Below are 13,697 nucleotides of genomic sequence, written 5' to 3'. Positions count from 1 at the left end.
CTGGCGGCCAGCATGCGCTACCGTTCTGGCATGAGCACACAATTCAATGCGGTCCACGGCGCCATGCAGGCGTGGGTGGACCAGGAAATCCTGGCGGGCGCGTCCTGCGCGCTGCTGGCGGGCGGCGAGGTGGTGGACCGCCACTGCACGGGCTGGGCCGACAAGGAAGCCGGCGTGGCGCTGCGCGAGGACCATCTGTTCCGCGTCTTTTCCAACACCAAGCTGGTCACCAGCGTCGCCTTCATGCAGCTGGTGGAGCAGGGCAGGCTGGCGCTGGATGCGCCGCTGGAAAACTATCTGCCCGCGCTGGGCCGGCGCCGCGTGCTGCGCCCCGGCGCCACGCGGCTGGACGACAGCGAACCGGCGCGACGTTCCATCACCGTGCGCCATCTGCTGTGCCACAGCTCCGGCCTGAGCTACGGCTTCCTCGATCCCGGCAGCCTGATCTACCAGGCCTACAGCGCCAGCCGCGTGATGCATGCCGACAGCTCGCTGGAAGGCCTGATCGAGGCGCTGGCGCCGCTGCCGCTGACCTTCCATCCCGGCGAACAGTGGGAGTACTCGATTGCGTCGGACGTGCTGGCGCGCGTGGTGGAAGTGGCCAGCGGCCTGCGCTTCGACCGCTACCTGGCGCAGGCGGTCTTCGCGCCGCTGGGCATGGTGGACACGTATTTCGTCATTCCGCCGGAAAAGCACGAGCGCCTGACCGCCTACTACGCGGGCGCCAGCCGGGGCGATCCCACCGCGCCCGGCCTGCGCCGCCTGGCCGGTTCGCCTTTCCCCGGCGCCTATCTGACCCCGGTGGCGCGCTACTCGGGCGGCGGCGGCCTGGTGTCCACCCTGGCGGACATGGTGGCCCTGCTGCGCAGCCTGCTGCCGGCTTCGCCCACCGCGCTGCTGCGGCCGGACACCGTGGCCGACATGATGCGCAACCAACTGCCGCCCGGCGTCAGCATCGGCTTTCCCACCGTGGGCGCGGTGCCCGGCAAGGGCTACGGCCTGGGCGGCGCGGTCACCTTGCAGCCGGGCGCGGGCGACCCGCCGGCCTCGACGGGCGAATTCGAATGGGGCGGCATCGCGGGCACGCAATGGTGGATCAACCCGCGCCATAACATCGCGGGCGTGCTGATGGCCCAGCGCCAGATGGGCTTCTGGAATCCCTACACGTTCGAGTTCAAGCGCCTGGCCTACCAGGCGCTGCTGGCTTAGTCTTTTTGCCCTTTCAGGGACTCGTCGAGCGCCTTGCGCAAGGCGCGCTGATAGGCGGGCGAGCGGCGCTGGCGGGCGATGGCGTCCCACAGGCGCTCGCTCAGTTGGGGATGGGCGTCGTAGAAGGTCTTGGACAGGCCCAGGTAATAGGCTTCCTCGGTGAAGGGCGCCGGCAGCGCCTCGATCTTGCCCGCGAACTCGGGCAGCGCCAGCAGCGCCAGGCCGGTCGTTTCCAGGCCGACCACGATGTCGGCCCGCCCCGCCAGCAGCTTGGCGAAGTTGGCGCTCAGCGTCTTGCCGCTGTCGTCGGTCTGCACGCCCATGGCGGCCAGCTTGTCTATCATCAGCACCGAGCCGAAACGCACCAGCACCGGCGTGACCAGATGCGTGAAGCGGACGCCGTCCCAGTGCGTGGCGCTGCCGGTGCGGCGGTAGGCCAGGGTGCGGGCCGACATGACGGCCCGCGCCGGGTCCGGTTCGCCGCCGCGCATGGGGAAGGCCATGAAAGGCAGCAGCGCCGGCGTGTACGGTGCGATGGGAAAGCCGTCCGCCGAGTTGTAGCGTATCTCTTCGCGGCAGCGGGTCACCGGCGCGGCATAGGTGGCGAGTGTGGCGCCGGCTTCCTGCGCGGCGTCCCTGAGCAGGCGCTGCGCCATGCCGTCGCCCGAGGGCGTGAGGTAGGGCGGCCAGGGGCGTTCATCCACGCACAGCCGCAATGTCACTGCGTCCGCCTGCGGCACGCACGCAAGCAACAGCAGGCAAACGGCGTATCGGACCATGCGCACCTCGGTGGGAAGAGGTCTTATTGTAAAGCCATGCCCTCGAGTGATGTAACAAAAACTTCCGCCTGCTCCGGCGGGATTTAGTAGGCCACGCGCAGCTGGACGTAAGCCATGCGCGGCGCGCCCACCATGCGGCCCAGGTTGCCGTCCACGTTGCGGGTGTAGTAGCGCTTGTCGGCAAGGTTGTTCACGCCGGCTAGCACCTCGTATCCCGGCTTGCCCGGCAGTTTCCAGTTCAGCTGCGCGTTCCACAGGCGGAAGCCGGGAATCTCGCCCACGCCGGCATTGGCCGCCTCGGCCACGGTGTTGGCCGCGTCCGAGAACTGCCTGGTCTGGTGCGTGCTGGACAGGTTCGCGGTCCACGCGCCGATGCGGTAGCGCGCGCCCACGGTGTCGGTGTTGCGCGAGTAGAAGGGCACGTCCTTGCCTGCGGTGCTGCCCGATTCCTGGATGGCCTTGGTGTAGCTGTAGTTGGCGAACAGGTTCAGGCCGGCCAATGCGCCGGCGTCGTCGAAGCTGTAGTCGACGGCGGTTTCCACGCCCTCGTGCTTGGTCGCGCCGATGTTCTGGAACACGGGCGGCGTGGAGCCGGGCACCTGGATGATCTGGTTGTCGAACTTCAGGCGGAAGGCGGTGACTTCGGCGCTCACGGCGGCGGTTTTCCAGCGCGCGCCCAGCTCGTGGGTCTTGGCCAGTTCCGGGTTGAGCGGGTTGGCGGCCGTCTGCGAGTTGAGCTGGGTGTTCTGCACCGAACCGAAGGAGGTCTGGTAGTTGGCGAACACGGTCAGCGCGCGGTTGACCAGGTAGGCCACGTTCAGCGACGGCAGGGCCTTGTCGTTGTCGGTAGCGAAGCTGCGCTGGGCGCTCGCGTCCAGGCGGTCCGAGCTGATGCGCTCGAAGCGCACGCCCGGCGTGACGCGCCAGGCGCCGTAGGCGATGCGGTCGTCCACGTAGAAGGAGTGCGCGTCGGTGGCGTTGACGAAGGTGGAGATGGCGCCGTTGGCGCCGGTGGCCACGGTCTGCACATAGTTGTTGTCGTCGCCGCGCTCGCGCAGGTAGCGGTAGCCCACGGTCAGGTCGTGCGTCAGGCCGGCAGCGGCGAAGCGCTGCGTGTAGCGCGGCTCGATGCCCAGCACCTGGTAGCTGCGCGGCTGGTAGGTGCGCTGGGTCTTGGCGGCGTTGATCAGCGCGCTGCGGCGGTCGCTCTCGTTGTAGTAGGCCTTGATCTCGAATTCCTGGGTGGCCGACAGCGCGTTCAGGTAGCCCACGTCCGCGCCCTTGCGCTCGCCGTCCCAGAAGTCGGTGGGGCGGGTGTTCTGGAAGGGGGTGGCGTTGTACTGCGCCACGGTCAGGCCGCCCGGCGTGCGGGAGGTCACGTCGTAGTAGCTCAGCTTGCCGTACACCTCGCTGCGCGCGTCCAGCTTGTAGCGCAGCTTCAGCCCCAGGTCGTTGACCTTCTCGTCGCTGCCGGCGCGCCATTCGCTGCCGTCCATGCCGGAGTACAGCAGGGCCACGCCCAGGCCGTTGTCCAGCTGCGAGCCGACGAAGGCGCTGTACTGGGTGTTGTGGCCGCCTTCGCCGAAGTGGTTGTAGCGCACCGAGGCGTCGCCGCTCAGGCCCGGCGTGTCCGGCACCGGGCGGCTGCGGAAGTTGATGATGCCGCCCACGTTCTGCGGGCCGTAGCGCACCGCGCCGCCGCCGCGCACCACGTCCACCGATTCGATGTTGTTCAGGCTGACCGGCGCGAACGACAGCTGCGGCTGGCCGTAAGGGGCCACCGCCAGCGGGATGCCGTCCAGCAGCACGGTCGAGCGCGGCGAGTAGCGCCCGGTCAGGCCGCGCACGCCGATGTTGAGGGAGATGGTGCTGCCGGCGGTGCCGGAATTGTCGGTGCTCTGCACGCCGGGGATGCGGCGCAGCACGTCGCCGATGCTGGCGGCGCCGGTGTTGTCGATGTCTTCCTTCTGCAGCACGGTGCGCGCGCCGGCGAAGTTTTTCACGCTGTTCTGCAGGCCGGAACCGAGCCAGCTGCCGGTGATCTGGATGGTTTCCAGCGGCGCGGCGTCGGGGACCGCGCCCTCTGCCTGCTGCGCGCGCAGCGCCGGCGAGGCCATGGCCAGCGCGGCCGCCGCTGCGGCGATCAGGGTGGGACGGAAGGGCAGGGCGGAGGAAAGCTTGGACATGATGTTGGCCGGCGCGGACGCAAAGTTTGCAAATAAATGAGAATGATAACACTTCTCATTTGCAAGTGTCGACCGGCCGGCTACTATTACTTCAGCTTCCAGACAAAGCGGCTGCCGTCGCTGCCACCCGAATTGGGGCCGGGGCTGTCCGCCGTGATGGCCCCGGTCTTGGGATCGATGCGGATGAAGCGGTGCGTGACCAGGGACATCAAGACCAGGTCGCCATTGGGCGTTTCTATCCATTGCAGGCTTTGCGCCGGGCCGGGCTGGCCGCTTTGCAGCGTGAGCCTGGCGTCCTTATCCACAGTGAGGAACTGGCCGTTGCGGCTCAAGGCGACACGGCCCAGCTTCATATCCCGCACCGCAAAGGCGCCGGAAAGGATGGTGGAAGGCGCGTCCGTCAACTGGATCTGCTTGCCGAAGGGGATGGGGCGCATCAGTCCAGCGGGATGGGGCTCGTGGATGTCGATGGCGTCGAAGTCGGCAAAGCCGCCCGCCGCGCCGGCGGTGTTGAAGTTGAACAGCCCGTAGCGCATGCCCTGGAAGGTGAGCAGCTGGAACACCATGGCGCGCTCCTGTCCTATGGGCGCAAAGGATTTGCCGTCCACCGAGTAGCTGAATTTCGCCCGTTCCGAGATGAAGTCGCCATCCACGCGCAGCCACACGCGCTCCGCCTTGAGCGGCACGCGGCTATGTTCGCCCGTCTGCTCGTCGAACAGCACGACCTGGCGGCCGTCGGCAGTTTGCTCGACGCCCAGCCATGAATACGGCCGGCCGAACAGGGCCAGTCCGGCCACGTCGCCAGGCTGCAAACCTTTCAGATCCAGGACGGCGGTCGCGCTCGAATCCGGGCCGATGGCGCGCTGCGTGAGCGTGTTCTTCGCTTCCCACAGATTCTTTGCCGGCAGGCTGTGCAGGCGCAGGCTGCCGGGGCGTTCCGTGAGGGACCAGCGGCTGTTGTCCGGCACGTGGTTCCACTGCCACAAGGGCTGCAATGCGGCGCCGGAGAAGCCGTCGCTGCGCTGATAGGGCGCGTGCGGCTGCGTCGGCGCCGCTGTTTTCGGTTTGACCCAGGTGCGCGGCGTGCGGCCCAGATTGCCCGGCAGGCCGAAATACGGCCAGCCGTCGTTCCAGGTCACGGGCGACAGATTGACCAGCCGGCCGACGGAGTTGTAGTCCATCATGGAGAAGCCCCACCATTCGCCCAGCGGAGTCTGCACCACGCCGCCCTGGTGCAGGGACACGCGGCCATTCGGCGCCTTGTTCGGCGGCTGCACGGTAAAGGGCGGCACCTTGTTGTTGGCCAGGCGGTAGCCTTCGTGCAGGCCGAAGTCCTCGTCGATGCTGATCGCGGGATTGACCTCGTAAGGCCCCTCCGGCCGGTCCGCCCGCGCGGCGGGCATGCGCATGCGGTCGTTGTACCACGCCGAGATGATGAAGTATTTCCCGTCGATCTTGTAGAAATGCGAGCCTTCCCCCATGCCCGAGCCCTTCTTGATGATCACGCGCTCCGAGCCTGGCACGATGTCGCTCAGGTCCTCGTTCAGCTGCGCGAGCTTGACCTCGTCATAGCCCCAGATGACATAAGCTTTTCCGTCATCGTCGAACAGGACGGAGAGGTCGTGGAAGGAGCGCTTCATGGCCGTCTGGGTCCATGGGCCGGCCGGATCGGTCGCGGTGAACAGTTGCGTGGTGTAGCCGTTCACGTTGCTGAAGATGTAGAACTTCCCCTTGTGATAGCGGAAGCTGGGAGCCCAGATGCCGCGGCCGTAGACGTTTTTCCCATCTTCCAGCCGGAACGCGGGGGCGAGATCGAGCTTGGGCGATGCGTAGGCGACGAAATGCCAGTTCACCAGGTCCTTGGAGCGCAGGATGGGCAGGCCAGGCATGGTGTGCATGGTGGTGCCGGTCAGGTAAAACTCGTCGCCGACCTTGATGATGTCGGGATCGGAAAACTCGTCGTAGAAAATGGGATTGGTGTAAGTGCCATTGCCATTGTCCGCCGTCCAGGTTCTGGGTTCTTTGGCCAGGCAAGGGCTTGTGCAAACAGACGCAGCCAACGCAAGCGCCGCGCAAAGCGGCGTAATGAAACGGGACATCCCCGGCTCCTCTTTGTTATACGTTTTAGGGGGTGTTTAGTTTGACGTATTTCTCAGAGGGGAACGATCACATTTTTTCCGGCATTGATAGCTTTTTCGGCATGGCGAACGTGAAAAAAAATGCCCGCTACGCGAGCGGGCATTATCTGATTCAACGAAACGCGAAAACCTTACTCCAGGTTTTGCACCTGTTCGCGCATCTGTTCGATGAGTAGTTTCAGTTCCATCGACGCGTCGGCCAGCTCTTTCACCGAGGCTTTGGCGCCCAGGGTGTTGGCTTCGCGGTTCAGTTCCTGCATCATGAAGTCCAGGCGCTTGCCGACCTGGCCGCCTTTTTTCAGGATGTGGCGGGTTTCGGTCAGGTGGGCCGACAGGCGGCCCAGTTCCTCGGCCACGTCGATGCGGATGCCGTACAGGATCACTTCCTGGCGGATGCGCTCCATGGCGTCCTGGCGCGACAGGCTGGTGTTGGAGCCCTGGCAGGCCAGGCCCAGCGCTTCCTGCATGCGCTCGATGGCTTTCTGCTGGAAGGCCGCCACCACTTGCGAGATCAGCGGCGTGATGCGCTTGACGATGGCTTCCATGGATTCGATGCGGGACACCAGCATGGCCTCCAGCGCCGCGCCTTCGCGCTGGCGGCTGGTGACGAAGGCGGCCACGGTGCGCGCGGTCAGCGCGGCGACGTCCGCTTGCAGGGTTTCCTGGCCGATCTGGGCTTCTTCCACCACGCCGGGCCAGCGCAGCAGCTCGGCCACGCTCATGACCGGGGCGGCGACGAAATGCTTGCCGACTTCGGCCTGCAGGCGGGCCAGTTCCTCCAGCAGCGGGGTATTCAGGGCGGTGGCGCCGGCGCCGGCGGCTTTGCGGCCGAAACTGAGCCGCAATTCAACCTTGCCGCGCGTAATGGCGGCCATAATGGCAGTGCGCAAATCGGGTTCCAGCGCGCGCAAATCGTCGTTTATTCGAAACTGCAAGTCAAGAAAACGTGAATTGACGCTCTTGATTTCTATTGTCAGTGTCCCGGCCGCGCTTTCGCTGGTGGCAACCGCGTAGCCTGTCATGCTGGAAATGCTCAATGGATGTCCCCGATTTAAACTTTACAAAACAGTGATTTATCCACACAATCCGGATGTTGAAGCAAGGAAATCCTATGGCTGCACAGAACAACGCTCCACTGCCGGATGGGCTGGAAATAGCTGGATATCGCATTGTAAAGAAAATTGCGTCCGGTGGGTTCAGTATTGTTTACCTCGCCTATGACGCGGAAGGCAATGCGGTGGCGGTAAAAGAATACCTGCCGAGCGCGCTGGCGCTGCGCCAGCCCGGAGAATTGGCTCCGGCCATAGCGAAAGCCAATTTGCCGGTGTTCCGCATCGGCCTCAAATGCTTCTTCGAGGAGGGGCGGGCGCTGGCACGGATTTCGCATCCAAATGTTGTAAGAGTGTTGAATTTCTTCCGCGCCAACGAGACTGTGTATATGGTGATGGCCTATGAATCGGGCCATTCATTGCAAGAATATATACAGCGGCAGCGCGCCAAGGGCAGCAAGGCGGGGGAAGCTTTTATCCGCCAGATATTCACCCAGGTGCTGAAAGGCCTGCGCGAAGTGCATGCCAACCAGCTGCTGCACCTGGACCTGAAACCGGCCAATATCTATCTGCGCACCGACGGCACGCCCATGCTGCTGGACTTCGGCGCGGCGCGCCAGACCATCAATAGCGACCTGCCCAAGCTCACGCCGATGTACACCCCCGGCTTCGCGCCGCCCGAGCTGTATGTGAAGACCGAGCCGCTGGGGCCGTGGACCGACGTGTACAGCATAGGCGCGTCGATGTTCGCCTGCATGGTCGGTTCGCCGCCGCAGCCGGCCGACCAGCGCCGCAAGGAGGATAAAATGGACGGGCATTTCGCCAAACTGGATGGCCTGTACACGCCGGAGCTGGTGGCGCTGGTGCGCCGCGCGCTGCAGCTGGATCCGCTGGCGCGGCCGCAAAGCCTGTTCGAAATGCAGAAAGTGCTGCAAACTCCGGTGGCGCTGCCGGCCCCGGCGGGCGGTACGCTGGAGCGGCTGGGCGGCCACGTGCGCGGCCTGCTGGGCCGATTTGGACGCAAGAACGCTGCGCAGACCACGCAATCCTGACCGATAAGGACGATCCAGGGACCATGCAATTCTCCGTATATCAGGAAAGCCACATCGGCGGCCGCAAGGTCAACCAGGACCGCATGGGCTACAGTTTCACGCGCGACGCGCTGCTGCTGGTGCTGGCCGACGGCATGGGCGGCCATTTGCGCGGCGAAGTGGCGGCCACCATTGCCATGCAGACCATCTCCACCCTGTTCCAGCAGCAGGCCATGCCTTATGTGAAGAAGCCGGAGCGCTTCCTGGAGGAGGCCTTCATGGCCGCGCACCAGGAGATCCACCGCTACAAGGCCATGCACAACCTGCCGGAAACCCCGCGCACCACCGTGGTGGCCTGCCTGATCCAGCACAATATCGCCGTGTGGGCGCACTGCGGCGACTCGCGCCTGTACTGGATGCGCGGCGGCCAGGTGCTGGCGCGCACGCGCGACCATTCGCATGTGGAAAACCTGATCGCCAAGGGCCTGGTGTCCGCCTCGGAGCGCGCCACCCACCCGGACCGCAACAAGCTGTACAACTGCCTGGGCGCGACCAGCCTGCCGAAAGTGGAGCTGTCGCGCCGCGCCAGCATGCTGCCGGGCGACGTGATGCTGCTGTGTTCCGACGGCCTGTGGTCGGTGCTGGACGACGAGGACCTGGCGCACCGCCTGGCCACCCAGACCGTGGTGCGGGCCGTGCCGGACATGCTGCAGACGGCCGTCGCCATCGGCGGCGCCACCGGCGACAACGCCACCGCGCTGGCCATTATGTGGCAGGGCGGCACCGTGGCCGACGGCGCGCCCACCACGGCGGTCGGCATGTCCAGTATGATCTCGACCGAAATGCTGCCGGAAGACCAGGTCAATACCACCATCAGCCGCGCTGTCCAGGCCGAGGCGCGCGGACCTGCGGCGGCAGCCGACGTTTTCGACGACGACGAGATCGAGCGCGCCATTGCCGAGATCCGCGGCGCGATAGAAAAATCCTCCCAACACTTACCCCGAAAGACCGACCCATGAGTTTTGAATCCCGCCCCAGCGGCCGTCCCGTCGACGCGCTGCGCGCCATCCGCCTGACGCGCCAGTACACCAAGCACGCCGAAGGTTCGGTGCTGATCGAATGCGGCGACACCAAGGTGATCTGCACCGCCAGCATCGAGGACCGGGTGCCGGGCTTCCTGAAGGGCAAAGGCCAGGGCTGGCTGACGGCCGAATACGGCATGCTGCCGCGTTCCACCCACACCCGCATGGACCGCGAAGCGGCGCGCGGCAAGCAAAGCGGCCGCACCCAGGAAATCCAGCGCCTGATCGGCCGCTCGCTGCGCGCCGCCTTCGACCTGGAAGCGTTCGGCGAGCGCACCCTGAACCTGGACTGCGACGTGATCCAGGCCGACGGCGGCACCCGCACCGCCTCCATCACCGGCGCCATGGTGGCCGCCTACGACGCCTTCTCCAAGCTGGTCGAGCGCGGCGCGATTCCCGCGGTGCCGCTCAAGCACTTCGTGGCCGCCATCTCGGTCGGCGTGTACAAGGGCATGCCGGTGCTGGACCTGGACTACGTGGAAGACTCGGACTGCGACACCGACATGAACGTGGTGATGACCGACGCCGGCCACTTCATCGAAGTGCAAGGCACGGCCGAAGGCGCCGCCTTCGACCGCGCCGGCATGAACCGCCTGCTGGACCTGGCGCAGGGTGGCATCGCCGACCTGGTCAAGCTGCAAAAGCAGGCGCTCGGCCTGGCCGCCTGAGGCCCGCCAAGGGCTGGGGGCAGACCCAAGGGTCTGACCCCGGATTTTGCCAGTGGTTTACAATGTCGGCTCCAGAAATCTAGCCGACATCAGCCATGACCCAACGCCTCATCCTCGCCTCCAACAACGCGGGCAAGCTCAAGGAATTCAACGAACTGCTCGCCACCGTGGGCTACGACGTGCGCGCCCAGGGCGAGTACAACGTGCCGGAGGCGGACGAACCGCACCATACTTTTGTTGAAAATGCACTGGAAAAGGCGCGCCACGCGGCCCGTTTGACCGGCCTGCCCGCGCTGGCGGACGATTCCGGCGTGTGCGTGACGGCGCTGGGCAACGCGCCCGGCGTGTACTCGGCGCGCTATGCCGGCGAGCCGAAGTCGGACGCCGCCAACAGCGCCAAGCTGATCGCGGACCTGGCCGCGCACGCCGACAAATCGGCGTACTATTACTGCGTGCTGGTGTTCGTGCGCCACGCGGACGATCCGCAGCCGGTGATCGCGGACGGCCGCTGGAACGGCCAGATCATCGCCGAGGCGCGCGGCAACGGCGGCTTTGGCTATGACCCGCATTTCTTTATCCCTGAACTCGGCAAGTGCGCAGCCGAACTCACGGCCGATGAAAAGAACCGCCTCTCCCACCGTGGCCAGGCCCTGCGCGCCCTGGTAGAGAAACTGAAATGATACCGATCAAGGTTGTTGGCGCCAAAGCGGCGCAAACCCACACCCACAGCCACGGCCACAATCAGGCTGCGGCCGGCACCGCGCTGCACTACCTGCAGCCGGGCGCGCTGAACCTGGCGGCGCTGCCGCCGCTGTCGCTGTACATCCACTTCCCCTGGTGCGTGCGCAAATGCCCGTACTGCGACTTCAATTCGCATGAAGCCAAGGGCGGCGGCTTCCCCGAGGAAGAGTACCTGGCTTCGCTGCGCAGCGACCTGGAAATGGCGCTGCCGCTGATCTGGGGCCGCAGGATACACACCATCTTCATCGGCGGCGGCACGCCCAGCCTGATGTCGGCCGCGGGCCTGGACCGTTTGCTGTCGGACGTGCGCACCTTGCTGCCGATGGACGCGGACACCGAAATCACCATGGAGGCCAACCCCGGCACCTTCGAGGCGGAAAAGTTCAAATCCTACCGCGCCAGCGGCATCAACCGCCTGTCGATCGGCATCCAGAGCTTCAACGCTGAACATCTGTCGGCGCTGGGCCGCATCCACGACGGCGGCGAAGCGCGCCGCGCGGTGGAGATTGCGCTGGCCAACTTCGACAACTTCAACCTGGACCTGATGTACGCGCTGCCCACGCAGACGCTGGAGCAGGCCCGCGAGGATATCGAAACGGCCATGTCCTTCAAGCCGCCGCACCTGTCGCTGTACCACCTGACGATGGAGCCGAACACGCTGTTCGCCAAGTACCCGCCGGTGCTGCCGGACGACGACGCCAGCGCGGACATGCAGGACATGATCGCCGAGCTGACCGCCGCCCAGGGCTACGGCCAGTACGAAGTGTCGGCCTACGCGCAGCCGGGCCACCGCGCCAAGCACAACCTGAACTACTGGCACTTCGGCGACTACCTGGGCATAGGCGCGGGCGCGCATTCGAAGATCTCGTTCCCGCACCGCGTGTTGCGCCAGGCGCGCTCCAAGCAGCCCAAAGCCTATATGGAAGCGGTCAAGGCCGGCAACCCGGTGCAGGAGGAGTATGAGATCGGACGCGGCGAGATGGGCTTTGAATTCATGCTCAACACGCTGCGCCTGCACGAGGGCTTCGAGCCCAATCTGTTCAGCGAGCGCACCGGCCTGTCCATCAACGCCATCGAGCAGCAGCTCAACGCGGCCGAAGCCAAGGGCCTGCTGTACCGCGACTACAAGCTGATCAAGCCGACGGAATTAGGACAGCGCTTCCTGAACGACCTGCAGCAGATGTTCCTGGGTTCCTGAGGCGCGGCTGCTCGTTCCCCAGCTTGAAGGACGCCGCCACGCCGGCCAGGCTGGCGGCCTGCTCCTGCATGCTGGCGGCCGCCGCTGCGGCCTGCTCCACCAGGGCGGCGTTCTGCTGCGTCACCTGGTCCATCTGCGTGATGGCGCGGTTTACCTGCTCTATGCCGGTGCTTTGCTCGTTGCTCGATGAGCTCATCTCCGCCATGATGTCGTTCACGCGCCGCACGCTGGCCACCACCTCGTTCATGGTGGCGCCGGCCTGCTGAACCAGCGTGGTGCCGGTGTTCACCTGCTGCACCGAGTTGCCGATCAATTCCTTGATTTCCTTGGCCGCCGCCGCGCTGCGCTGCGCCAGTTGCCGCACTTCGGACGCCACTACCGCGAAGCCGCGTCCCTGCTCGCCGGCGCGCGCCGCTTCCACCGCCGCGTTCAGCGCCAGGATGTTGGTCTGGAAGGCGATGCCGTCGATCACGCCGATAATGTCCACGATCTTGCGCGCCGACGCGTCGATGGCGCCCATGGTGTCGACCACCTGGCCGACAATGGCGCCGCTTTTTACCGCCACGTCGGAGGCGGTCTGCGCCAGCTGGTTGGCCTGGCGCGCGCTCTCGGCGTTCTGGCGCACGGTGGCGGTCAGCTCTTCCATCGAGGAGGCGGTTTCCTCCAGCGAGCTGGCTTGCTCTTCCGTGCGCGTGGACAGGTCCATATTGCCGGAGGCGATCTCGCTGGACGCGCTGGCGATGGCCTTGGTGCCGGTCTGCACCTGGCTCACCACATTGCGCAGCGCGTCGTTCATGGTTTGCAAAGCTGTCATCAATTCGCCGATTTCGTCGCGCGGGTTCTCCTTGCTGAACGTGGTGGTGAGGTCGCCCTGCGCCACGGTGGAGGCCACCGCCAGCGCGGAACGCAGCGGCTGGGTGATGCTGCGCGAGATGATGTAGGCGGCTAGCGCGCCGGCAGCCAGCAGCAGCACGCCCATGACGGACATCAGTATGGTGCTGCGGGTGTTGGCCGCGTCGATGGCCTTGGCGGTGTCGTCGATGTCCTTGCGCTGGTGCTCCAGCAGGAACAGCACGCGCTTCTGGTAGGTCTCCGCAGCGGGCATGAACACGTCTTTGAAAGCGCGCTCCGATTCGGCGGCGTCGCCGGCCTTCTTGGCGTCCATCACCTTGTTCTTGGCGTCCTGATATTTGTTACGCATGCCGACGATGGATTTCATGATTTCCTTTTCCTCGTCGGTGTCGAGCAGATCCTCGATCTTCTTGATGAGCGCCGAGCCGCGCTTGGTGCTGTCGGCCACCACGTCGGCGAACACCACGGGCAGTTTCTCGTCGGTGGTGCGGGCGAACAGCGCGGTGCGCGCAATGGCGGAGTAGATCAGCACATACCAGTCGGACACCAGGCGCTCGGTCGCCAGCGGATTGGCCATCATCTGCTTGGTGGCTTCGGCGGTGGCGCGCGCTTGCACCAGGGCGTAGCCGGTGGCGGCCACGGACAGCGCCAGCACGATGGTGAACCCGGCCGCGAGCCGGGTGGTGATGCGCATATTGGACAGAAAATTCATGGAATCCCCCCGTCAAGTCGGCCGCTCATCGGCTTCGACGAGTATGCGCCGA

The 13,697-nt window shown here is 65.6% G+C and carries 11 protein-coding genes; 6 read left to right on the top strand and 5 right to left on the bottom strand.

Features of this window, described 5'->3' with window-relative positions; all coding sequences use genetic code 11:
* The first annotated feature begins 12 nt into the window (after positions 1-12).
* Positions 13-1,209, top strand: coding sequence for a serine hydrolase domain-containing protein (locus GTP77_RS18575; protein ID WP_223149368.1), 1,197 nt, complete (start codon positions 13-15; stop codon positions 1,207-1,209).
* Here GTP77_RS18575 and GTP77_RS18570 read toward each other — a convergent pair.
* The 4 genes from GTP77_RS18570 to GTP77_RS18555 all read right to left on the bottom strand — a co-directional run bounded on the left by GTP77_RS18570 (position 1,206) and on the right by GTP77_RS18555 (position 7,334).
* Complete coding sequence (locus tag GTP77_RS18570; RefSeq protein ID WP_161073639.1) at positions 1,206-1,931, bottom strand: transporter substrate-binding domain-containing protein; 726 nt, start codon at positions 1,929-1,931, stop codon at positions 1,206-1,208. The two genes, GTP77_RS18575 and GTP77_RS18570, sit on opposite strands and share 4 nt — an antisense overlap.
* Before the next feature lie 140 nt (positions 1,932-2,071).
* Positions 2,072-4,174 carry a TonB-dependent receptor family protein gene (locus GTP77_RS18565; protein WP_161073638.1) on the bottom strand — a complete coding sequence of 701 codons (2,103 nt, stop codon included), beginning with the start codon at positions 4,172-4,174 and terminating at the stop codon, positions 2,072-2,074.
* Positions 4,175-4,260: 86 nt separating this feature from the next.
* On the bottom strand, positions 4,261-6,273 hold the full coding sequence (locus GTP77_RS18560; RefSeq protein ID WP_161073637.1) for a glycoside hydrolase family 43 protein: 2,013 nt from the start codon (positions 6,271-6,273) through the stop codon (positions 4,261-4,263).
* Positions 6,274-6,443: 170 nt separating this feature from the next.
* The gene (locus GTP77_RS18555; protein ID WP_161073696.1) at positions 6,444-7,334 is read right to left on the bottom strand and encodes a YicC/YloC family endoribonuclease; all 891 of its coding nucleotides are present in this window, start codon (positions 7,332-7,334) and stop codon (positions 6,444-6,446) included.
* A gap of 89 nt (positions 7,335-7,423) precedes the next feature.
* Here GTP77_RS18555 and GTP77_RS18550 point away from each other — a divergent pair, with 89 nt between their 5' ends.
* The 5 genes from GTP77_RS18550 (at position 7,424) to hemW (ending at position 12,081) form a co-directional block, all read left to right on the top strand.
* Entirely contained in the window at positions 7,424-8,413 is a 990-nt protein-coding gene (locus GTP77_RS18550) for a serine/threonine protein kinase (RefSeq protein ID WP_161073636.1), read from the top strand.
* A 23-nt stretch (positions 8,414-8,436) separates the two neighbouring features.
* Positions 8,437-9,411 carry a PP2C family protein-serine/threonine phosphatase gene (locus GTP77_RS18545; protein WP_161073635.1) on the top strand — a complete coding sequence of 325 codons (975 nt, stop codon included), beginning with the start codon at positions 8,437-8,439 and terminating at the stop codon, positions 9,409-9,411.
* A complete protein-coding gene (gene rph, locus GTP77_RS18540) occupies positions 9,408-10,142 on the top strand; it encodes a ribonuclease PH (protein ID WP_161073634.1) in 735 nt (244 codons plus the stop codon). The genes GTP77_RS18545 and rph overlap by 4 nt, the downstream gene beginning before the upstream one ends.
* A 95-nt stretch (positions 10,143-10,237) precedes the next feature.
* Positions 10,238-10,822 (top strand): RdgB/HAM1 family non-canonical purine NTP pyrophosphatase, encoded by a 585-nt coding sequence (gene rdgB, locus GTP77_RS18535; protein WP_161073633.1) that lies wholly within the window; start codon positions 10,238-10,240, stop codon positions 10,820-10,822.
* Positions 10,819-12,081, top strand: a complete 1,263-nt coding sequence (gene hemW / locus GTP77_RS18530) for a radical SAM family heme chaperone HemW (protein ID WP_161073632.1) — start codon at positions 10,819-10,821, stop codon at positions 12,079-12,081. Before rdgB ends, hemW begins: the two co-directional genes overlap by 4 nt.
* Here the strand turns inward: hemW and GTP77_RS18525 are convergent.
* Entirely contained in the window at positions 12,017-13,645 is a 1,629-nt protein-coding gene (locus tag GTP77_RS18525; RefSeq protein ID WP_161073631.1) for a methyl-accepting chemotaxis protein, read from the bottom strand. The two genes, hemW and GTP77_RS18525, sit on opposite strands and share 65 nt — an antisense overlap.
* Between the last annotated feature and the right edge of the window lie 52 nt (positions 13,646-13,697).

Origin of the sequence: Pseudoduganella aquatica (assembly GCF_009857595.1) — a bacterium.
Lineage (GTDB): Bacteria > Pseudomonadota > Gammaproteobacteria > Burkholderiales > Burkholderiaceae_D > Rugamonas > Rugamonas aquatica_A.
The sequence above is the reverse complement of the archived record's forward strand: the minus strand, read 5'-3'. Positions and strand labels throughout refer to the sequence as shown.

Excerpts from the sequence above, each read along its gene's own strand:
- GTP77_RS18575 (WP_223149368.1), top strand. The coding sequence starts at position 13 with ATGCGCTACCGTTCTGGCATGAGCACACAATTCAATGCGGTCCACGGC.
- GTP77_RS18565 (WP_161073638.1), bottom strand. The coding sequence starts at position 4,174 with ATGTCCAAGCTTTCCTCCGCCCTGCCCTTCCGTCCCACCCTGATCGCC.
- GTP77_RS18560 (WP_161073637.1), bottom strand. The coding sequence starts at position 6,273 with ATGTCCCGTTTCATTACGCCGCTTTGCGCGGCGCTTGCGTTGGCTGCG.
- GTP77_RS18555 (WP_161073696.1), bottom strand. The coding sequence starts at position 7,334 with ATGACAGGCTACGCGGTTGCCACCAGCGAAAGCGCGGCCGGGACACTG.
- GTP77_RS18550 (WP_161073636.1), top strand. The coding sequence starts at position 7,424 with ATGGCTGCACAGAACAACGCTCCACTGCCGGATGGGCTGGAAATAGCT.
- GTP77_RS18545 (WP_161073635.1), top strand. The coding sequence starts at position 8,437 with ATGCAATTCTCCGTATATCAGGAAAGCCACATCGGCGGCCGCAAGGTC.
- rph (WP_161073634.1), top strand. The coding sequence starts at position 9,408 with ATGAGTTTTGAATCCCGCCCCAGCGGCCGTCCCGTCGACGCGCTGCGC.
- rdgB (WP_161073633.1), top strand. The coding sequence starts at position 10,238 with ATGACCCAACGCCTCATCCTCGCCTCCAACAACGCGGGCAAGCTCAAG.
- hemW (WP_161073632.1), top strand. The coding sequence starts at position 10,819 with ATGATACCGATCAAGGTTGTTGGCGCCAAAGCGGCGCAAACCCACACC.
- GTP77_RS18525 (WP_161073631.1), bottom strand. The coding sequence starts at position 13,645 with ATGAATTTTCTGTCCAATATGCGCATCACCACCCGGCTCGCGGCCGGG.